The 22,558-nt window shown below is 46.5% G+C and carries 13 protein-coding genes; 7 read left to right on the top strand and 6 right to left on the bottom strand.

What is annotated here, in order from left to right; all coding sequences use genetic code 11:
• The first annotated feature begins 10 nt into the window (after positions 1-10).
• On the top strand, positions 11-1,312 hold the full coding sequence (locus GJU87_RS00235) for a S28 family serine protease (RefSeq protein ID WP_153637676.1): 1,302 nt from the start codon (positions 11-13) through the stop codon (positions 1,310-1,312).
• A gap of 3 nt (positions 1,313-1,315) precedes the next feature.
• Here the strand turns inward: GJU87_RS00235 and GJU87_RS00240 are convergent, their stop codons facing one another.
• Positions 1,316-2,680, bottom strand: coding sequence for a sodium:alanine symporter family protein (locus GJU87_RS00240; protein WP_153637677.1), 1,365 nt, complete (start codon positions 2,678-2,680; stop codon positions 1,316-1,318).
• Positions 2,681-2,812: 132 nt separating this feature from the next.
• Between GJU87_RS00240 and GJU87_RS00245 the strand changes: the two genes are divergently transcribed.
• Positions 2,813-3,409 (top strand): TlpA disulfide reductase family protein, encoded by a 597-nt coding sequence (locus tag GJU87_RS00245; protein ID WP_153637678.1) that lies wholly within the window; start codon positions 2,813-2,815, stop codon positions 3,407-3,409.
• Positions 3,410-3,510: 101 nt separating this feature from the next.
• Here GJU87_RS00245 and GJU87_RS00250 read toward each other — a convergent pair whose 3' ends face one another.
• Positions 3,511-5,337 (bottom strand): glycoside hydrolase family 2 protein, encoded by a 1,827-nt coding sequence (locus GJU87_RS00250; protein WP_153637679.1) that lies wholly within the window; start codon positions 5,335-5,337, stop codon positions 3,511-3,513.
• 289 nt (positions 5,338-5,626) lie between these two features.
• On the opposite strand from GJU87_RS00250, the gene GJU87_RS00255 reads away from it, so the two are divergent.
• On the top strand, positions 5,627-6,793 hold the full coding sequence (locus GJU87_RS00255) for a DUF819 domain-containing protein (RefSeq protein ID WP_153637680.1): 1,167 nt from the start codon (positions 5,627-5,629) through the stop codon (positions 6,791-6,793).
• A gap of 167 nt (positions 6,794-6,960) precedes the next feature.
• Here GJU87_RS00255 and ppk2 read toward each other — a convergent pair whose 3' ends face one another.
• The 4 genes from ppk2 to GJU87_RS00275 all read right to left on the bottom strand — a co-directional run bounded on the left by ppk2 (position 6,961) and on the right by GJU87_RS00275 (position 10,942).
• On the bottom strand, positions 6,961-7,809 hold the full coding sequence (gene ppk2, locus GJU87_RS00260; RefSeq protein WP_153637681.1) for a polyphosphate kinase 2: 849 nt from the start codon (positions 7,807-7,809) through the stop codon (positions 6,961-6,963).
• Between the two features lie 159 nt (positions 7,810-7,968).
• The gene (locus tag GJU87_RS00265; RefSeq protein ID WP_194831399.1) at positions 7,969-8,679 is read right to left on the bottom strand and encodes a redoxin domain-containing protein; all 711 of its coding nucleotides are present in this window, start codon (positions 8,677-8,679) and stop codon (positions 7,969-7,971) included.
• Positions 8,680-9,403: 724 nt separating this feature from the next.
• Positions 9,404-9,568, bottom strand: coding sequence for a hypothetical protein (locus GJU87_RS00270; RefSeq protein ID WP_153637683.1), 165 nt, complete (start codon positions 9,566-9,568; stop codon positions 9,404-9,406).
• Positions 9,569-9,742: 174 nt separating this feature from the next.
• The gene (locus tag GJU87_RS00275) at positions 9,743-10,942 is read right to left on the bottom strand and encodes a glycoside hydrolase family 27 protein (protein ID WP_153637684.1); all 1,200 of its coding nucleotides are present in this window, start codon (positions 10,940-10,942) and stop codon (positions 9,743-9,745) included.
• Positions 10,943-11,151: 209 nt separating this feature from the next.
• On the opposite strand from GJU87_RS00275, the gene GJU87_RS00280 reads away from it, so the two are divergent.
• The 4 genes from GJU87_RS00280 (at position 11,152) to GJU87_RS00295 (ending at position 22,532) form a co-directional block, all read left to right on the top strand.
• Positions 11,152-15,252 carry a hybrid sensor histidine kinase/response regulator transcription factor gene (locus GJU87_RS00280; RefSeq protein WP_194831400.1) on the top strand — a complete coding sequence of 1,367 codons (4,101 nt, stop codon included), beginning with the start codon at positions 11,152-11,154 and terminating at the stop codon, positions 15,250-15,252.
• A gap of 162 nt (positions 15,253-15,414) precedes the next feature.
• Positions 15,415-17,883, top strand: coding sequence for a hypothetical protein (locus tag GJU87_RS00285; protein WP_153637686.1), 2,469 nt, complete (start codon positions 15,415-15,417; stop codon positions 17,881-17,883).
• Positions 17,884-17,934: 51 nt separating this feature from the next.
• Positions 17,935-21,018 carry a TonB-dependent receptor gene (locus tag GJU87_RS00290; RefSeq protein ID WP_153637687.1) on the top strand — a complete coding sequence of 1,028 codons (3,084 nt, stop codon included), beginning with the start codon at positions 17,935-17,937 and terminating at the stop codon, positions 21,016-21,018.
• 26 nt (positions 21,019-21,044) lie between these two features.
• Complete coding sequence (locus GJU87_RS00295; protein ID WP_153637688.1) at positions 21,045-22,532, top strand: RagB/SusD family nutrient uptake outer membrane protein; 1,488 nt, start codon at positions 21,045-21,047, stop codon at positions 22,530-22,532.
• Positions 22,533-22,558: the final 26 nt, after the last annotated feature.

A 22,558-nucleotide genomic window follows, 5' to 3' on the forward strand; every position in this document is an offset into this window, starting at 1 on the left:
TTTGGTTGATATGATTCGTTTACGTTCGCTCTTACTTCTCAGTTTACTGCTCGTTTTTCAGGCGGTACAGGCACAAACATTAACACTCGAACAACGACTGAAAGCGCTTCCCGATGTCTATTCGGTGAAGCCGATGGAGAGCAATGAGTTCTTCAAGCAAGCGTGGGTGGTTATGGTGGCGCAGCCACTCGATCACCAGCATCCCGATAAAGGCTTTTTTACGCAACGAGTGATTGTATCTCATCTCGGTTACGATAAGCCGGTGGTTTTTATCACGGAAGGCTATGCCGGCGATTATGCTGCCACTCCAAAGTATTTAAACGAACTGAGTTTGGTCCTCGATGCCAACCAGATTTTTGTGGAGCACAGGTTTTTCGGTCAGTCGGTTCCCGATTCGATTGATACCAAATGGAAATACCTTACGGTAGAAAATGCTGCAGCCGACGATCATCACCTGGTGCAGATGTTCAAAAAGATTTATCATGAAAAATGGATAAGTACCGGAATTAGTAAAGGCGGTGAGACGTGTTTGTATCATCGGGCACTTTACCCGAAAGATGTTGATATTTCGGTTCCTTATGTGGCTCCGTTGAACTTCTCCCGGGAAGAGCGCCGTGAGCCGGCTTTTATCGAGCACATCACGGGAACGAAAGAAGGACGGGAGAAAGTCGCGGCTTTCCAGCGCCAGGTACTGGAGCGGCGGGACCAGTTGTTTCCCATGTTCCAGACACTTTGTGATGAGAAAAAATATACGTTCCGAATTCCCTTGGAGGCAGTTTATGATTACTGCGTACTGGAATACTCGTTTTCGTTCTGGCAATGGGGACACGACATTGATGAAATTCCCGCTCCGGATGCTCCTGACCAGGAAATTTTCGATCACTTTGTTCAGGTTAGCTCACCCGAATATTTCAGCATGGAAGGCAGCAAAGGATTTCTTCCTTTCTTCGTGCAGGCTGCGCGTCAGTTAGGATATTATGCATATGATATGAAGCCTTTTGCCGATTTGATGACTATCAAAAGCACGGAAGGTTATCTTAGCCGGATTTGGTTGCCCAAAGAGGCTCGGTTTCCGTTTTCATCGGCAATGAGTGAGAAGGTAGATAAATATCTTCGCTCCGACGCAAAACATGTCTTGCTGATTTACGGCGGCTGGGATCCATGGTCGGCTTCGGCTGCTGAAGCAGGGAAAAACAAGGGCGTGATGAAAATCGTGAAACCGGAAGGCAGTCACCGTACCCGCATCATGAATTTGCCTGACAATTTGCGTCAGCAAGCCATCGATACCCTGAAAGTTTGGTTGAGCGAATAGTTGCTAAGCCGTTTCTTCCTTTAAGCGGGCGAAATAACGCTTGGCTTCTTTCATCACTTTCGGCGAAAGCAAAAGGGCAGACACCATCGTGGGAATAGCCATTAGCGCGAACGCTCCGTCAATGAGACTAATGATAACGGTCAAAGTGGAAGTAGCCCCGACCAGGATGGAAGCAGTGTAAATCACGTGATAGACTTTTACCCAACGCGTACCGAACAGATAAGTGACGCATTTTCCTCCGTAATACGGGAACGCAAACAGACTGGTGATTGCAAAAATCAGGATGCTGACAATCAGTATATAGGGGCCATAAACCGGAATCCCTTTCTCGAACGCTTCAGCGGTTAGCGTAATTCCGTTCACATCGGGGTGTTGCCACATTCCGGTTACGATAATGGTTAGCGCTGTCAGACTACAAACCACTATGGTATCGATAATTGGTCCAAGCATAGCTACGAGGCCTTCCCTCACAGGTTCGCTCGTTTTGGCGGCTCCGTGAGCCAGCGGTGCCGTTCCCAGTCCGGCTTCGTTGGAGAATGCGGCCCGTCGCACACCGGTTATCAAAACAGCTCCCATCGCTCCTCCGGCAACAGCTTTCCCCGAAAAGGCATCGGAAATGATTAGTTGAAAGCCGGACAGAATATTCCCCGGATGACTGAAAAGAATGTAGAAAACGGCGACCAGATAGACAACCACCATGAGTGGCACCAACCGGCCCGCTGCCCGTCCGATTCGTTTGACACCACCAATAACAACCAGCGCTACAATTCCGGCAATAACCAATCCTGTACCGAGGTTGGTGAGGAATCCGGTTTTCACGCCATTGGGAATCAAAATGACATCGCGGATAACCTGGGTTAGCTGGTTCGTCTGGAACAAAGGACTTACCCCAATCAGGCAAACCACACTGTAAAACACGGCGAGCGGTTTCCAATTTTTTCCCAAACCTTCCGTAATAAAATACATGGGGCCTCCCTGTATTTGTCCCCGGTCATCCCGGCCACGGTACATAATCGCCAGCGTATTGGTGAAAAACTTGGTGGCGACGCCAATCAGGGCGGAAACCCACATCCAGAAAATAGCGCCCGGTCCTCCGGTAACGATGGCCACCGCCACACCACTAATATTTCCCATTCCAATGGTGGATGCAAGTGCCGTAGACAAGGCCTGATAGTGGTTTAATTGTCCCGGTTCGTCGGGGTTATCGTAGCGCCCTGTCAAAATGTTGACAGCATGACGCAGATAACGAAAAGGGATAAAACGTGAATAGATGAGAAACCAGCTTCCACCGCCGAGTAAAAGAATGAGCAGAGGTGTGCCCCAGGCAATGTTGCTGAATTTGATGATGAATTGTCCGATATTTTCCAAAGGAAGTGGTTGATTTGGTTCAGGATCAAAGATAGGAATTTCGGGGAATGGCCAAAATTCAAGGTAATGCAGCAGTGGCTTGTGTGAAGGAAGTCACTTTCCCGGATACGGAAAATTCGTTATTTTACCCTCATGAAGAAGTATCTGAAAAGACAGTGGGAGCAGTTTAAGAAGCAATCGCTCCTGGGAAAAATATTCGATGTTGTTATCCTGGTGATTCTGATTGGACTGGTATTTCCGCCTACGCGGAAGCCGGTAGCATCGTTGCTGATTCGCACCACGCTGATGGCGCCGGGGAAAGATGACCACAGCATCAAGTTAACGAATGAAGATTACCAGTTCGGACTATATGACCTGAATGGTAGGGAACACAGTTTTGCTGAGTTTAAAGGCAAACCGGTGTTTTTTAATCAATGGGCAACCTGGTGTCCTCCGTGTGTGGCGGAATTGCCCACCATCCAGAAGTTATACGACGATTATGGAGATAAAGTGGCTTTCGTTATAGCTACGCATGAGTCTCCGGCTAAAGTCAAACAGTTTATCAGCGATAATGGCTATACCTTTCCGGTATATATCGTTCCCGGGCAGGTTCCGGGCGTCTTCCAGACACGTAGTATTCCGGCGTCGTATATTATATCGCCCGATGATAAATTGGTGTTACGGAAAAAAGGAGCCGCCGATTGGAACAGTTCAAGGGTAAGGAAAATGTTTGACGATATGATTCAATAGGCATGTTTTTGATTTGAATGATATTTTAATGCCATAACAGAACAGGCTGCCCCGGTTATCCGGAAAGCAGCCTGTTTTTATTTTACCTTTTTCGAGAGCTGTTATTTGTTCTTCTCTTCCATCTTTTTATAGAATTTCTGAAGGACGAAGAAGGCTTTCTTCTTGGTGCCGTTTTGGCCAATCAGACCTTTACGGTTCCATCCGTCCTGAATAACCGGTAGCACACGTTTTGGTGAGCGGAAATCACACAAAATCCACGGAGTGACACCCCGGAACTGTGGTATTTTCATCAACATGGGAAGTGTATGTTTGTAGATACTTTCCTGGTACTCTTCCGACCAGCGGGTGAGCGAGTCGCCGTGCAATCCCTGCAATGCGCCACCTCCGAATTCACTAATCATTACCGGCTTGTTGTATTTGATGATCCAGTTGATGCTGTCGCATTTTTGAGGCAGACCGTCATACCAGCCTACATATTCGTTGAAGTTGACAACGTCGACATATTGAGCGAAAGGATCCTCCACAATTCGGTCGTACGGATTGCTGTCCCCGTGAACTTCCAGAGCTGCGGATATTAACCGGGTATTATCCATGCTTCGGGCATGTTGCACCAGCTTGTGCAGGAAGTTGGTTCGTGCATCGCTGACCGGCGTTTCGTTGGCCATCGACCAGAAAATAACGGAAGCCCGGTTTTTGTCGCGTGTAATTAAATCAGTTAGTTGGTGTTCAGCGTTTTTATATGTGTCCGGATTGTTCCAGTCAATGGTCCAGTACACCGGATTTTCTTCCCAAACGAGAATGCCCATCTTATCGGCCAGCCGGATCATATTTTCAGCATGTGGATAGTGTGCCAGACGAACATAGTTACAGCCGAGTTCTTTCGCCCAGTTGAGTAACGTTTGTGCATCCGATTCGGAATAGGCTCTTCCTCCTCTCATGGGCATCTCCTCATGAATGGAAATCCCTCGAAGGAAAATTGATTTTCCGTTGAGCAGGATATCCGTTCCTTTGGTTTCGATGCTTCGGAAACCGATGGGCTCGGAAACACTTTGACCTGCATTGGAAACAGTAACTTTATAGAGTTTTGGGTTCTTCGGTGACCAGAGCTCCGCTTTCTTCAACTGAAAATCAACTGCAGCTTTCCCGTTTTCGTCGGTCGTGAAGGTTTTATTGATTTTCAGTTCGGGGATGCTGACCTGAACCGTTTGATTGGCAGCATTCGGACCGTTTAGCTGCACATAGCCAGCCACATTTTTTTGAGAACCTTTTTTGAGCTGAATGTAGTAATCGGAAATAAAGGTTTGCGGAACTTCAACCACGTCTACATCGCGGGTAATGCCGCCATAGTTCCACCAGTCGGTGTTCAGGGTGGGAACGCCTTCTTTGTGACGCTTGTTATCGACTTTAAGTACCAGCGAGTTCTTTCCGTCCTTTTTCAGCAAATCAGTGATTTCGTAATTGAACGGAGTGAAGCCACCAATGTGCTTGCCTAATTTCTTCCCGTTGAGGTAAACATCGGATTCGTAATTGACTGCTCCGAAATGAATGAAGACGCGGTCGTTGGGATTACTCTTCTTGTAGTCGAACAGCCGGCGATACCAGATAGAACCTTCATAGTAAAGCAATTTCTCATCCTGTGAATTCCAGTCGCCCGGAACCCAAAGGGTCGGACTTTTGTCGAAATTATATTCTATTAGCTGTGTTTTATTCGTTTGCTGTTGGTCGAGAAAAAAACCTCCGGTTGGATGCGGATTCGCATCGTAAGGTTTGTAGCGATAATCGTAATATCCGGTCTCGTACGGATCGATGATGTAATGCCATTTCCCATTAAGGGTAAATGTGTTGCGGCCGGGGATATTGGTGATGACAGTTTGAGCGTGTACCTGTCCGACCCAAATCAGGCAAAGCAGCAATGTTAACTTTTTCATAGTGTGAATATTATTGGTTTACTTCGAGTTTCGTCGAGAATTCTATTTAGCAAAAAACAGTGCCCGTTTGCGTTACCGGTAAAACTAATTGTTTTTTGAGAAAGAACATAGAAAACCGGCAAGCCAAGTGAGGAATTTAAATGAACTCTTTGGCAGGAAGTATTTTCCTCGTTAGATTTTTATGATCCAATAAACCGAAACGTCACTTGAAGGGTTTACGAAAAGAAATTCTTTAGAATCGTTCTATTAAAAGTATATTTGCTCTCTTGTAATCTAAAACTGATAAATTATGTCGTTAATAGCCCCCGGAGATCATCTGGTTTTATTTTCCCTTATAACCGGGGCTGCAGCCTTAGGGATGTGGTCGGAACATAAAAAGTGGTTTGGTAAAGTTTCCGGAATTCTGGTTACTGTTTTGCTGATGTCTCTCTTGTCGATGTTAAATGTCGTTCCGCCGGCATCGAGTACGAGAGTGCACGTACCTGTTTACGACCTGATCTTTACTTATTTTGTGCCGATTTCCATCCCGATGATGCTGATGGGATCGAACATCATGCGTACCATTCGCGAAGGCGGTAAGTTATTGATTGCTTACATTATTGGAGCCATTGGCGTGGTGTTGGGGAGCTTTTTAGCTTTCTCGTTAATCCATTTGGGGCCGGACTCCGGAAAAATGGCCGGTGTCATCGCCTCGACGCTGATTGGCGGAAGTATGAACTTCGTTGCTACCGGAGAAGCTCTGCAAATCACTACCCATCCGCTGTTCTCTGCGACCATCGCTGTTGATAACTTTGCAGCCAGCCTGTTTATTCTTTTGCTTTTTATGCTTCCCGGGATTAAGTTCCTGGCGCGCTTTTTTGCCAAGCCCAAAGCTGAAAACAAGATAGAGGCAGTAGTACAGGAGCACGAAAAGTCCCAACCCATTACCATGGAGCGCATGGGACTGACGCTGGTCATTGCAGTCGCTATTGCGGCATCAGGTGCCTGGTTAGGCGATTGGCTGCAATCGGTTCTTCACACGCAAATGGATTTGAGTATTCTCATTATTACGCTCATTTCGGTGCTGGTAGCGAATCTCTTTCCCAAACGTCTCAAACCGCTCGAAGATACTGCCTTTTCGGTGGGACTGTGGATGATGTACATCTTTCTGGCTGCCATTGGTGCAGCAACCAACATGGCTGACATTTTGCACATCGGTCCGGCCATACTCGGATTTTACCTCATTATCCTGTTCTTCCACCTCATCTTTTTGGTGGCACTGGCAAAAATTTTCAAGCTCGATATCTATGAAGTCATGATATCATCAGCTGCTAACGTGATGGGGCCGTCTGTAGCCGCACCGATGGCTGCTTCGCTCGGACAAAAGAAATTAATTACCCCGGGGATTCTCGTGGGGATTCTTGGTTATGTTATCGGGACTTTTATCGGAGTTTCCATTGCATTAGCTTTGAGCTAAAGTGAAAGCACCTAAATTGGTTGTATGAAACTCAAATGAGGGAAGATTTTCAGTATTTTTCACCCCATCCCTAAAGGGTGAATACTGAAAAATCAAGTTTTCCCTTTAGGGAGTCAGGGTAAAGAAACTTGGTTTTTCTAATTTGGGATAGTTTCATACAACCGGCCTTAGTAAACCTCGGGAACGAAAGTCTGGTCAGTAATAGGAGGACGTACGTAGTTGTCCTTTTCAATGCGTGGTGGTAGTTCCATCGGTTCGGGCGTCAAATCCTTGTACGGAACTTTGCTCAGCAGGTGATGAATGCAATTGAGCCGGGCTCTTCGCTTGTTATCTGCCGGAACGACATACCAAGGGGCTTGTTTGATGTCGGTGTACCGGAACATTTCGTCTTTCGCCCGGGAGTACTCTACCCATTTTTCGCGTGAAGCCAAATCCATGGGGCTGAGTTTCCAGCGCTTGGTCGGATCATCGAGCCGGGCTTGAAAACGCAGCTCCTGTTCTTCGTCGGAAACCGAAAACCAGTATTTGATAAGGATAATGCCGGAGCGAACCAGCATGCGCTCGAATTCGGGACAACTCCGCATAAATTCGTCGTATTCCTCGTCAGTACAAAAACTCATTACATGCTCTACGCCGGCACGGTTGTACCAGCTACGGTCGAAGAGAACCATCTCGCCGCCTGCTGGCAGTTGCGTAACATAGCGCTGGAAATACCATTGCGTCCGTTGGCGTTCGGTGGGTGTGCCGAGTGCTACAACGCGGCAGATACGGGGATTAAGTGGTTCCATGATGCGTTTGATAACGCCACCTTTTCCGGCAGCGTCACGGCCTTCGAAAATAACAACCACTTTTAGTTGTTCCTGTCTGATCCATTCCTGCAACTTCACCAGCTCGATTTGCATCTTGCGCAGCTCCTTGTTGTAAATCTTTTTTCCTAAGCGGCGCTTGTCCTTTTTTTCGGGTTCGATGTGATCCGGTGATTTGTGGTGCTTCTTTTTGGTTTTCTCTTTACTCATTGTAGCGGGTTTTTATGGTTCCGACAGGAATGGAAGGCTTGAATCTCTTTAAAATTAAGGCTTTCCTTCTGCTTTCGCAAAAAAGTTCTTTCCTGAAACGATTCTATGAGAACAGAAAAAACCTGGCTGCCTTTGAGGACGCAGCCAGGTGATATTTTGCTATTGGTTGTCAATCATGTCGTCGAGTACCTTTTCCAGGTAACTGTAACTCGGTCGGTCGATGGTATTTTGACTAAGATATTTGAATTGCACCACGCCGTTTTTGTCGATAATGAATACGCAGGGAATAGCTTGCGGAGCATTGCCACCGTCAAATTTTGGGTCGTAAAGTCCAAGCGAATCGGTGAGTTTGTGGTCGGCGTCGGCGATGATGGTGAGCGGCGTTTTCACGTCTTCAGGTTTGATGGTGTGGTCTTTCGGAAACATTTTACGGGCTGTATGCATCCAGCGTTTCCGTCCTTCCGAAAGTTTGGTTGTGTCGGCAGGGTATTTCCACTGTTCCACTACTTTCATCTGTTGAGGGATGGTGGCAATCCACTGGGCAACGGTGTCCTTACTGTAGGGAAGCACAAAAGCCACTTTCAGGTTGTGCTTTTCTTCCAGCTGGTTGAGTTTGTCAAAGTCAATCATCTCCATGTAGTTGTATTGGCAGATGTTGCACCAGTGGTTGGGAACAACCAGGCCGCGATTGAATATCAGCATCACATTCTTGCCTTTGTAATTGTTGAGGTCGAACTCGCCGCCCTGGTATATGGCAGCTTTGAATTCAGGCATTTCCTGTCCAACAATTACCGCTTTCATCTGTCCGAAACTAACGAGCGAGGTGCCCAGCAACAGGGCAATCAGTAACAATGAAGTTTTTGTTTTCATATCGAATATAGATTTGATGTTTCTGAATGAGCGTTGGCAGTCAATGGTGCCGATTAAAGTTAAGAGGTTTTTTTTATGAATGATTAGGAAAATAGGGGAAGAGTTGATTGGGCTAAAGCCCATCGCAGAGTGGGTATTCTAACCCAAGGCTGAAGCCATTGGGAATTATGAACATCCAGGTAGATGCTGATTAAAAGAGAGATTATTCCTGAACGAGGTATTGAATTGGAGGTCATTCCTCAAGCCATATGACAGAGCGCTCAACACTACCGTGAAAATGCTTAACGCTGGCGCAAAAGCTGTCAAGGCTACTTCAAATCCCGTCAACGCTACATGAAAAGCTCTCAAGCCTGTTGGCAAAGTGCTCAACACTACCGTGAAAATGCTCAACGCTGGTGAAAAAACTGTCAAGGCTACTTCAAATCCCGTCAACGCTACATGAAAACTGCTCAAGCCATATGACAGAGCGCTCAACACTACCGTGAAAATGCTCAACACAGGTATAAAAACTGTCAAGGCTACTTCAAATCCCGTCAACGCTACATGAAAACCGCTCAAGCCTGATTACAGAGCACTCAACACTACCGTAAAAATGCTCAACACTATTGAATTCGATTGTTTATCCGGGCTTGACGCATTTGATATCTGTGTTGACGACATGCTAACCCGGCTTGACCATTATAATTAGCGTGTTGAGGGAATTTTAGCCTGGCTTGAGCGGTTTTCATGTAGCGTTGATGTACACCACAACTGGCTTGAGTGCTTTTGTTGTTGTGTTGATGTACACCACAACTGGCTTGAGTGCTTTTGTTGTTGTGTTGATGTAAAACGCAACCAGCTTGACTGTTTCGGGATTAGCTTTGACGGCTATCCAAACTGGCTCAATCATTTTCCGGGAGTCTTTTCCGGAACAACCATACTGATTGAGAGAATCAGAGAGGCAATTATGGAAATATGAGGGGTAGGAATGTATGAAATAGAACTGGCTGAAGCCATGGGCAATTCAAAACAAAAAATGCCCCATCACTGAGGCATTTTTCATTCCATATATAAAGTCTTCTTTTTATTTCTTTTCCGGTGTTAACCGCAGCATTAACACACCGTGAGCGGGGACGTCGGCGGTGAGGTTTTTGCCTGTGTTGCCGATAGCTTTGTGTTGCCACAGGTCGCGCAGGTCATATTTTTTATCGCTGAAGGAGACATAGTGTTTCGCGTGACCGATGCCGACTTTTGCCCAATCATAATTGACGTTCCAGGGGGTGTCGGCGCGGTTGAGAAAACAAACGGCCAGCTCGTCGTTTTGAAGGAACTTTACCCAAATTTCCTGGTCGCCATAGTCGATGAAGCGGAATCCCTGTTCTCCCAGCGCATCCTGGTCAACCTGAATAACCTCCTCATTGGTGAGTATCTTCTTCGTTTCGTCATCCATGCTGCGGAGATCGTTGCCGGCCATTAATGGAGCGGCTAACATACACCACATACTGAAGTGTGTTTTGTACTCTTCGTCAGTCATACCACCGTTGCCTACTTCCAGCATATCGGGGTCGTTCCAGTGGCCGGGACCCGCATACTTCCATAGGTCGGCATTGAGGTCGATAATGTCCAGTACTCCTTTGCCGCCCCAGTTGAGGGTTCCTTTGAATGAATCGAAAATGTCGCCGGTGGTGCGCCACAGGTTGCCAATGCCTTTGCCCCATTCCCACGGCTTGTTGGACCCCCACTCGCAAATGCTGAATACGATGGGGCGGCCGGTAGCTTTTAGCGCATCGCTCATGGTTTTGTAAGCGGCTTCGGCATTTTGTCCTTCGTTGTAACACCAGTCGTACTTCAGGTAATCGACTCCCCAGGCTGCATACTGACGGGCATCCTGAAACTGGTAGCCGCGGCTTCCGGGACGTTTCTGGCAGGTCATGGAGCCGGCACAGGAGTAAATTCCGAATTTTAGTCCCCTGGTATGGATGTAATCGGCCAGGGCTTTCATCCCGTCAGGGAAACGTTTCGGATCGGGAATGATGTTGCCGGCGCTATCGCGGCCTACCTGCCAGCAGTCGTCGATGACAATATACTGGTAGCCGGCATCGGCCATGCCGCTGTTCACCATGGCGTCGGCCATCTCTTTGATGAGTTTCTCACTGACGTTACAGCCAAATTTGTTCCAGCTGTTCCAGCCCATCGGAGGAGTGGCTGCCACTGTTTCCGTTTTTTGCGCGAAGAGTTGTGTGCTAAAGAATACCAGTAAAAGTAGCGTTGTTAGTTTTTTCATCGTTTATATGTGTTAGTTGATATTGTGTGATTTGATCTGGCTTTCCGAAAATAATGATAATGTCGGTAAATTGCTTGTCTTTCGAAGGAAAGTGTATGATCAACATTAAGGTATATGGCGATTTGAGAGGACCGGAAGGTCACTTTTTGTCCCCTTTAACACTGAAAATAAACGTATCTTCGGGATGTGCTTTTGTATTAAGGGGAATAATGAGCCGTAAAGTTACTTGCTTTTTCATCGTCTTTCTTTTTCTGAATTTCTTCGGCCGTTCGATGGCCAGCGAGCGTCAGTTCGAAATCCGTACACTGACTAACTCCAACGGATTGTCGAACAGTTCGGTGAATGACATTTTTCAGGATTCGAACCATGTATTGTGGATTGGTACGTGGGACGGTTTGGATCGTTATGACGGGCATGCCATCCAAATCTTTCGGCCCGAGCCGGATAATCCCAACAGTTTAAGTAACCAGGTAATTTTGAAGATTGAAGAGGGGAAGGATGGCTATCTCTGGGTACTGACCATGCACGGCATTAATCGGTTAAATCCCAATACCCGGCAAATCAAGCGATACTTTTTCGGTCGTGAAGACAAAGCACCTCTCACCGAGTCGGAGTTCCATCTGGCGGTTGACCAACAACGAAACATTTTCTTTGAAGCGAAGGAGTGGGGATTGGGGTATTACGCCAACGACTCCATCCGGCGACTTTCATCCGGCGATTTGCCGGTACAGGCCGTGCGGGAGATTCGTTTTTCTCCGGTAAACACGCTACTGATTCAATACGCTAATGGCGATTTACTGGAAGTTCGTCTGCATCGTGGCAGTGACGGTGCAGTGACGGTCGTTGGATTGAAAAGAATTGCTCAGCATGTTCGCGATTTTTTGAATGAATCGAAGGATAAGATTCTGCTGTTGACAACCGACGGGCAGTTGGCGACCTATTCTTTTACCGATAGCAAAATTGAAATGACCGGTTTCAGTGGTATTCAGAAGCTCATCGGGAAAACCCGCAGCGGTGTTTTGATTGCTGATTCGAAAAAGCATTTCATCCTGAAACCGGGTGGTATGGTGGAACGGAATTCATGGCTCAGTCACATCAACAGCCGGAAATTATCAACTGTTTTTGAAGGAAATGAAGGTGTGGTCTGGATTGGAACCGATGGAGACGGTATTTACAAGCTGTTTCCACGCCACAAGTTGTTTCATTCAGTTACGCAGGCGCAAATCCCGGCCTTACGGGGCGGTAACGTACGGGCATTCTCCCTGGCTCCCGATAGCGCTTTGTGGGTTGGGACCAAAGGACAGGGGCTCTTCCGGTTTCCGGCACATTTTTACTTAAACGGCTCTGAGGAGAAAATTCCTGAAGAGAATTACTATTCTGCTAATTCGCCGCTCAACAATTCGGTCTTTTCGCTTTTCTGCGGTAGAGATAGCCTGATGTTTATCGGGACGGACGGTGACGGACTTTCGGTTTATGATTTCCGGTACAACCGTCTGATTGATTGGGAGGATATTGAGGGCACCGAAAACTGTACAGCTTTTCGTTCGGTGTATGCCATTTATCAGGATCAACAGGGAGTTATTTGGTTGGGAACGAATGGTTATGGAATGCTACGGCTACGGCTGGAAAGAAACGGACGTAAGTTGCGGGTAACCGATTTTAAGCAATACGTAGCCAATGAGAATCTGGCCGGAAAACTAAGCAGTAATATTATCTTCTCCATTATTCCGGAAAATGATCGTGAACTGTGGATTGGCACGCGGTTGGGGGGATTGAATTTATTTAATAAGAAAACGGAATCATTCAGGGTTTTCAGAAAGGCGCCGGGCGATTCGCTAAGCCTGAGCAACGACGATATTCTTTGCCTGTACAAGGATGCCCAAAAGCGGTTGTGGATTGGCACCAGCCTGGGATTAAATTACCTTGAAACGGATAAATTAACTGATCATCCCGCTTTTCACAGTTTTACCACGAACGATGGGTTGCCCAATAATACCATTCACGGTATGGTTTGCGATCATGCCGGAAACTTGTGGGTGAGCACTAACCTGGGACTTTCTCAGTTTAACGTCGAAAACCATCGCTTTCGTAATTTCACTGAGGAGGACGGTTTGCAGAACAACGAGTTTGCCGATGGCGCATTCTTTCGGGATGACCAAACCGGATATATTTTTATGGGCGGTAACAGCGGCTTTAACTATTTCCGCTCATCCGAAATTGGGGAATACACTTATATACCGAATATTGCGATTAGTGATATCAAGGGACAGAATGACGATAAACCCTATTATCATTCGTTCGTAGTGACGCCCCAGTCGAGAAATCCTCCTCATGTTAACCTGAAATATGATCAAAACTTCTTCGATATCACTTTGGCAGCGCTAAGTTTTATCAACAGTGAAAAGTGCCAGTATGCTTACTATCTGGAGAATTTCGACAAGCAATGGAACAACATTCAGAACCGGCGTGTGATTTCGTTCACCAACGTTCCGCCGGGAAACTATACGCTGTGGCTGAAGTGGTCGAACAGCGATGGCATCTGGAGTCCGCCGGTTCATGCGGTCGATTTTCGTATCAAACCAATTTTCTGGGAGTCCGCCTGGGCTATTGGCATATACGTACTGCTGACTTTATTTTTCCTGCTGTTCGTACAAAATTACTGGAAAAAGCAGCAATTGCTGAAACAGAATATCGAGCTTCGGAAGCGGGAAGAGGCACTGCACCAGAACAAGCTGACCTTCTTCACGAATATTGCCCACGAGCTGCAAACACCGCTGACATTGATTGTTGGACCGTCGCAAAAGCTGGCGGACGACCCCGGCATCGATCATGAAGGACAGAAGTTCGTGCATATGATTCAGCGGAATACAAACCGGCTGTTGTTCCTTATCCAGCAGCTGCTGGAATTTCGCAAAGCGGAGAATGGTCATCTGGAAATGCAGACCATGTATTTCAATTTGGTGAACCTGGTGGAGCAGATAGCCGAACTGTTTGATGACTGGGCCATTCGGAACAAAATTGATTACAAGATTGAATCGCCACCGGAAATTCCCGGCTGGTATGATCAGGATAAGATTGAAAAAATCATTTTCAACCTGTTGTCGAATGCCTTTAAGTATACACCGCAGGGCGGAAATATCAAGCTGAAGATTGCTGAGTCGGACAAGCAGGTACGCATCGAGGTCATGAACTCGGGAAAAGGAATTCCAAAGGAAAAAATTCCCCGCCTGTTTGAGCGCTTTTTCATTACGGATGAAGGAGTCACTTCCGATCCGGATAAATTCCGAACCGGGATTGGTCTGGCTTATACCCGTAGTTTGGTAACGGCCATGGGCGGTACCATTGATGTGGAAAGTGTGGAAAACAAGCTGACGACTTTTTCTGTGTTGATGCCGTGTTGTCAACTAAAAAGCGAAAGGACCGACGAGCAGGAGCCGGTCGATGAAGTCGTTTTGTCGCGGCAACTGCATCACATTCTGACTGAGTCTAAGTCGCAGCCTGATGACGGACAGGAAAAGGTGCGCACCCTGGAAACGCTGGAGAAAAAGCAGAAGACACTTTTGATTGTGGAGGATGAACCGGATATTCACCAGTTGCTGGATGGAATGCTGAAGGATAAGTACCGGTTGCTGACTGCCTATAACGGTGTGGAAGCGTTGAAAGTGATGGAAACAGAGATGCCGGACTTGATTATCAGCGACGTGATGATGCCGGAGATGGATGGAACAGAGCTCTGCAAACAGCTGAAAACAGATCTGAAGACCTGCCATATTCCCATTATTCTGCTGACAGCCAAAAGTTCAGTAGCACAACGTATCGAAGGCTTGGAGAGCGGTGCCAATTCGTACATTCCGAAGCCATTTCATCCCCAACACCTGGAAGTACGAATTGAGAAACTGCTGGAAGAACGGGATCGAATTGCCCGTTATTTTCAGCAAGGCAACGGATTGGAAAATCATATTCAGTTGTCGGTTGCGGAAGAAGACCAGCAGTTTATCGATAAAGTAATGGAAATTATTCGGCAGCACATCGACGACGAAAAATTACAGGCTACTTTTCTTGAAAATGAAATGGGCATGAGCAGCTCGCAGTTTTACCGGAAATTGAAGCAGGTCTCCGGTATGTCACCCGGTGATATGATTCGGTCGATGCGTTTGAAACATGCAGCGCAACTTCTCAAAACTTCTTCACAAACGGTAACCGAGGTTTTTTATCAGTCGGGATTCAACAACCGTTCTTATTTCTATCGCGAATTTCAAAAAATGTTTGGCCTGCCTCCCAAGCAGTATCAACTAAAATATAGGAAATAAGAATTAGTATTCTGTTGTAATGATCTGTAAATGTGAGTGTTTTTTGTTTTGTGTACACTTTTGACGAAATAGTGTACAGCATTTCGTGTGTTCTTATCTGAACTTTGAGGTACCAATAATCCACACCTCGAATCAACCTGAAGCAACTGTAAAATTAAACCAATGTTCCAAACAAAATCCAGGTCCGGTGTGACCGTGCTTTTCTTGTTGTTCCTATTGATGATGACAGCATCTGTATCGGGGCAAAATCTGAAATTGAAGGTCGATGGTTCTCCTGAATCAGGCTATGGCGTCGCACTGTACGATGGCAATCAAAAGTTGCTGGAGGATTCCGGTGCTTTTACATTGCATCTGTCTAATCTGGATTTGACTTCCGATACCACACTTTATAATTGGCGCGGTACTTTCTGGACCGGAAACGACACGATCATTGAGCTGCAGAAGGAAACTTATATGAAAGCGCTCGATTCGAAACTGACTGTCAAAGTCACGTACCAAATTGTGAATCCGCACATCGTAAAGAAAACAGTTGAGCTCTTCCAGCCCAGCATGCTTTCAATGTATTATACCCTTCTGGAAAACAATGTTCCGGCACAACAGCCGAAAAAATATGTGACGTTCGAGCAGGATAACTTTCCGGGTGGATTCATTCACGAACTTTTTCCATCGGCCGGATTTGTCACCGCGGATAATATGACCGTCGGTTTTCTGACCGATGCAGGATATAAAAATCAGTTTACACGTACAACACGACGCCGGTTCAGTGGACGCGGAGGCGGTTTCGTTGGGATGCGCCAGCTTCCCGATCCAAGACTGTTTGCCACAGCTACACCTGAAGAACGGGCTCAGGGGAAAGACTATGTACGTTTGACTTTTGGTGAGATGTTCAATCTGAATGTCGGAACCGAAACCGTCTTACCGCTTCCGCAGAAATACAGTCGGGAGGGTAAGCTTTCGATTTCCCGGAAGGATAGTTTGATTGTACTGAATTGCCAGGCTGGTGGGAAGGACGGTATCCAGATGATGACGCCAGTTACCGGCCAAAAAGTGTATACCATCTCCTTCAAGGTGAAAGGGAACTTGCCGGTGGCGCTCAAACTGTACCGGGTGAAAAATGGTCAGCAAGGACCAGAGCTCGAACACGGAGTTAAGTACATCGATGCATTTCCGTCGAAAACGGACGAGTGGACGGAGTTCAAGGGAAGCATTCTGGTTCCGTACATCGAAGGCGACAGTGTTTCGATGTTTATCGGAAATACTTCCGGAAAAGCCGGAACGATGCAAATCAAGGAGCTGGCGATTGCCGAAAATCATCCGGCCATTCAGCCCTATAACATTTTACCGCTGGGGAAAAAGGAAACGAAAACCACTTACATTTTTGTGGAACCGTGGAAATCTCATCGCGATTTTATGATTGATTCGCAGTCACGACTGGCGGAAGGAAAAGGCTTCAAAGGCTCACTGATTGAAAAGATGCTGTATGCGAATGCCAACATGCTGAACTGGATTACTTCCGTGCATGATTTTACTCCGTTCAGTGTGCCAAATATGAATTACTCGCCCGACATGTATAACCGGGATTCGTTCTGGACGACGGTAGCGACTTACAATAAAAAACTGAACCTGGCGATCTGGAATCAGTGGGCTAAAACGCAAACTCCCGATGGTGCTATCGGAACTATCATTACGCCCTACATGGGCTCGGTGGAAGCCAAGGACAACGAAGCGACTATCGAGTGGTTGGTTTGGGCTTTGGTCAACCAACGGCGGTACGGAGTTCAACTTCCGAAAGATAAAATTGACAAAGCCGTGTCGTTTGTACTTAATTCGTTTGACGAGAACCATGACGGTATTTGTGAATCACATTTCTCGATGAGCCAGATTGATGTGTGCGACTATGTTCCAAAAACAACTCGATTGGCCGTGAACCAAGGGATGTTCGCTGTTGCTTTGCACACGATTAAGGCTTTGGGATATGATATTTCAGATGAATATATGAACAAAGCGGAATCGGAATACCGGAAATTCTACGATCCGAAACGAAAACATCTGCTGTTCGACCGCGAATATCCCGATTTGATTTCGCTGACGGATTTGGTTCCTGAGTTTCTATCGCTCTGGCTGTTCAATCACCCGATGTTAACGGATGAGATGGTGAACAACCAGTTGAATGAGATGCCGTATCTGAACAAAGTTCCCAATTCTCCGCATCCGGAGATGGGCACGACCGCACCGATTCTGGTGCGCCTCACAAACGATGCAAAAGGTTATTCCTATATGACTTCCGATTACCAGCCTTTCGGCGAATTCGGAAAGGCCAACTATGCAGACCACTCCCGCGATGGTTTTTATTACAACGGCGGAAGCTGGATGCGGGCAGAGTACTGTGCCTATGTGGTAGGCTTGAAACACGGCTGGCCTAAGGCAAAAGAAATGATGGAAAACCGGGCCTGGGCGGAAATCAATTTGAACCCGAAATGGCCCTTTAGCAAGGAATTTATTCCGACTCATTGGAAAAGTACCGATGAATGGTGGCTTTCAACAAGGGGACTCAGTTGGAATGTGTTCATCCTGATGGCTGACGAAGTCGCAGGACTACGCACTCCTGATATGGATCCCGACTATAAATAATTGGATGTAATTAATGATGCTCAATCAATTAAATTTTTAAAGCTAACTTCTATGAAAATCTTTTTTATCACAAGATTTAGAAGGGAAATACTCGGGCTTGTATTTCTTTTTATGACAGGTGCCGTCTTTGGCCAGGTCAATGTGACCGGTACGGTTACAGATGAAAGCGGAACGACGCTTCCCGGAGTAACCGTAGTGGTTTCAGGAACAACCAATGGTAGCATTACCGATATGAATGGTAAGTATACCCTTCAGGTCGAAAATACCAACGTATCCCTCGATTTCTCCTTTGTGGGATACCAGAAACAGACTGTTCCGCTTAACGGAAAGACAGTTCTCAACGTTACGATGAAAGAGGAGAAGAAGCAGATCGACGAAGTGGTGATTGTTGGATATTCTGCTCAGAAAAAAGCAACCCTTACCGGTGCTGTTGCTCCTGTCAATATTGCCGATGTCGATAAACGGAAAGTAGGCGATCTGGCACAGGCCCTGCAAGGACAAGTTGCCGGTGTTCAGGTTACTTCCAGTACCGGTGCTCCCGGTGATGCGGTGAATATCCGTATCCGTGGAGAGGGAACCATCGGAAACAATAATCCGCTCTATGTCATCGATGGTGTTCCTTCACGGGATATCAGTTTCCTCAATCCATCGGATATTAAATCGATGACGGTATTGAAGGATGCTTCGGCCGCTGCTATTTATGGTGCTCGTGCAGCAGGTGGTGTTATTGTGATAACGACCAAAGAAGGTGTAGAAGGGAAAAGCACGCTGGATGTCAGTTACTACACAGGAATTCAGAAGGTGGCTCACCTTCCCCATATGCTGAACGCAACGCAGTACATGAATGTAGTAGAAGAAGCCTGGAATAACGCTGGTTATTCAGGAACCAATCCATATACTGCCGATAAAGGCCGCAGCGATTTTGCCAATACCAACTGGCTGGATGCCCTGTTCGAACTGGGACATTCTCAGAATGCACAGGTGACAGCTACCGGTGGTAATCAGAAAGTGCAGTACCTGTTGTCTGCCAACTACTACGGAAATGATGGGATTGTGGTGTATAACAATGATAAGTATCAGCGCATTAACTTTCGTTCGAATATTACCGCTAATCTGACCGAGCGGTTGAAAGTCGGAAGTAACCTGTTGCTTTCGTATGTTATTCAGGATGCCTTGTCATCAAAAGGTGACGAGCCGGGGATCATTCGGCACGCGATGCTTCGTCCTCCCATTATCCCGATTTACAAAGATCCGAGCGATCCAACCTGGTCGGCGCAAGATCCATTTACAGACCTGCCGTTCTACAAGAACAAGGATTCGTTTGAGAGCAATAAGTACGAATGGTCGCAGAACCCGATTGCGTTGGCTTACTTCACCGACGATGTACGGAGTTACTACAAAACATTTGGTAACCTGTATGCAGAATATGCTTTCCTCGGTGACAAATCGCTGAAATTCAAAACGAATTTGGGTGTTGATCTGACCTTCTCTCACAACAAGGCATTCCATCAGAACTTTGGTGATGACGACGGCAGTGGTAGTTCACTGGATCAGGGATTGGGACGTCAAAACCGCCCGAGCACATTGAATGAAGATCGCGGTGAGGAAATTACGTTCACCTGGGACAATACGTTGAATTACGTGAAAGACCTGGGTAAAAGTTCTATCAACGCGTTGGTCGGTAGTGAATTCATTACCAACCATTCTTCCTCTATCAGCGGGTCACGCGCTCGTTACGATTATACCGGTAAAAACTTCCGTTACCTTGATTTTGGAGGTTCGCAGTATGATGTATGGAACGGAGGTTCTGCTGCTGAGTGGGCACTGTTCTCGTTATTCGGTTCGGCAACGTATTCCTATGACAGCAAGTATATGGTAACCGCCAACTTCCGTGCGGATGCTTCTTCACGCTTTGCGGAAAACAACCGTTGGGGATATTTCCCATCCGTTTCAGCCGGATGGAAATTGTCGAATGAGAATTTCATGAAGGATATCACCTGGTTGTCGGATTTGAAACTGAGAGCCAGTGTTGGACAGCTGGGTAACCAGGAAATCGATAACTATGCTTACCTGACGCTGTTGCGGAAAAGCGGTGACAGTTACCTGATTTCCCGTTACGGAAACCCCGACCTGAAGTGGGAAACTACCACGCAGTATAACTACGGTCTGGATTTGGGGCTTCTGTCGAACAAAATTTATTTTACAGCCGATTACTTTATCAAGAATACAACCGATATTTTGTTGCCGATTACATTGCCGTCAATTGCAGGTGATGTATCTCCAACTTATGTTAATGCAGGTGCCGTTACCAACAAAGGTTTTGAGTTTGCTTTGACACTTCGCAACAGCGAACATCAGTTCAAATACAACATTAACCTGAATGTGGCGACCCTCAAAAATGAGGTAACCAAACTGCACCCGAACCTGCCGATGATTATCAACGCAGCCAGTAAAGGTGTAGCGCGTACCGTTGTTGGTCAGCCGTTGAATTCCTATTACGGTTACGTGATGGAGGGAATCTATCAGAACACACAGGAAATTCAGGATCAACTTTACGGAACAGCTAATCCTTCAGCACAGCCGGGTGATATCCGGTTCAAGGATTTAAATGGCGATGGCATTATCAATGATAAAGACCGGACGTTCATCGGAAATTCCATTCCGAAACTGACATACGGAATGAACCTGACAGGCGAATACAAAGGCTTTGATTTGTCACTGTTGTTCCAGGGCGTGCATGGCGTTGACCGTTACAACGACGGTAAGAAGATTGTGGACTACGATACTCGTCCGTTCAACTACACAACCCGCGTACTGAGTGCATGGCACGGCGAAGGTACCAGCAATACCATTCCACGTGTAAGCTTTACGGATAACGGTAGTAGCAAAATTTCCAGTGTATTCGTTGAGGATGCCTCTTACTTCCGTCTGAAAAACGTGGAACTGGGGTATACATTCAAACAGTTGATGCAGCGTTCGAAAACCTTCAAAAATCTTCGTGCTTACGTCTCTGCTCAGAACGTATTCACCATTACCGATTACACCGGTCTCGATCCGGAATCGACCGATTTGATTGATATGGGAACTTACCCGCAATCAAGAGCTTTCATTCTTGGTGTTGATGTGAAATTTTAATGTCCCAGCTAATAAAATTCAGTAAAATGAGAAAAATATATATGATACTGGTTGCATCAACTTTACTGTTGTTCACCGGTTGCGACAAATACCTCTACAAGGAACCCATCGGGTTGCTGACACCCGACCAGGTAGATACCTCACCAACCGAAAGTGCGGTGGAATATTCAGTCTTTACTTCGTACCAATTGCTTTCCAGTACCCTGAATATTATCGGGGAATGGGGCTGGGACGACGGAACCGTTCTTCGCAACGATTTTATCCTGAGCGATATCGCTTCGGATGACATGCAGAAGAAATGGAATCCGGATGGTGACCAGGCCTGGATGGACGAAATTGATCATTTCAATTTTACTTCTGACAATGCTGGTTTTAACGGACAGTGGGCTTATGACTACGATGGCATTTCCCGTTCGAACCTGGCCATCAGTTATCTGACCAATGACGAGTTGATGGGTAAGCTGACCATGGACAGCAATCTGAGAAACCGTTTGCTGGGTGAGGTTTACTTCCTGAGAGCTTTTTACTATTTCGATTTGGTCAATAATTTCGGTGATGTTCCGCTTTTGGTAAAACCATTGGAAAGTTTCTCTGAAGCTTATGATGTAGCTACTCGTGCACCGAAAGCTCAGGTGATGGATCAAATCCGTGCCGACCTGGCGCAGGCAGTTACCCTGTTGCCTAACAGCAAATATTCAGATAATACTCAGCCCTGGCGTGCATCGAAAGGTGCTGCCATTGCTATGCAGGCAAAAGTAGAGCTTTATAGCGAAAACTGGCAGAAAGTGCTGGATTACGTCAACCAGCTGGATGGTCTTGGTTTCTATTCGCTCGATGATAATTACTTCGACAACTTCCAGGTGGAGAAAGAGTTCACTGACAACGAGGTGATCTTTGCTTACGACCATGAAAGTAATACAGTTCCGAGATCAGGCAATGGTTTGTGTGCATTGCTGGGATGGGGCTTCGTAGCTCCCGAACAGAATTTCATCGATGAATTCGAGCCGAACGATCCGCGTCTGCTCTATACGGTCGACGTAGACAATCAAGCTGTTTATAAAATTCTTGGTGAGACGAATACCGATAATAAGGGAAATGATGACTCACCCAGTAACAAGATTTACATCCGCTATGCTGATGTCATGCTTTGGAAAGCGGAAGCCGATATCAACCTGGGTAACTACACCGAAGCCATCGGTATCATCAACGAGGTCAGGGCCCGGGCACGGAATACCGTTGCCATCGATGGAACTACACCTCCGGCAGGAACCTTGCCTGACCGTGATGTAAATTCAACGGATAAGGCTCAGATTATGGGTTGGTTGCGCCATGAACGTCGTGTGGAGCTTGGCTTTGAATCACAGCGCTTCAATGACTTGAAACGTTGGGGAATTGCCAAAGATGTACTGGATGCACAGGGTCAAAACTTCCAGGATAATAACTATCTCTATCCAATTCCACAGCGTGAAATTGATAAATCAGGTGGTACTATTACCCAGAACCCGGGTTATTGATGCTTAACAGATAATAGATAGGAAAC

It is taken from the genome of Prolixibacter sp. NT017 (assembly GCF_009617875.1).
In the GTDB taxonomy this organism is placed as follows: Bacteria; Bacteroidota; Bacteroidia; order Bacteroidales; family Prolixibacteraceae; genus Prolixibacter.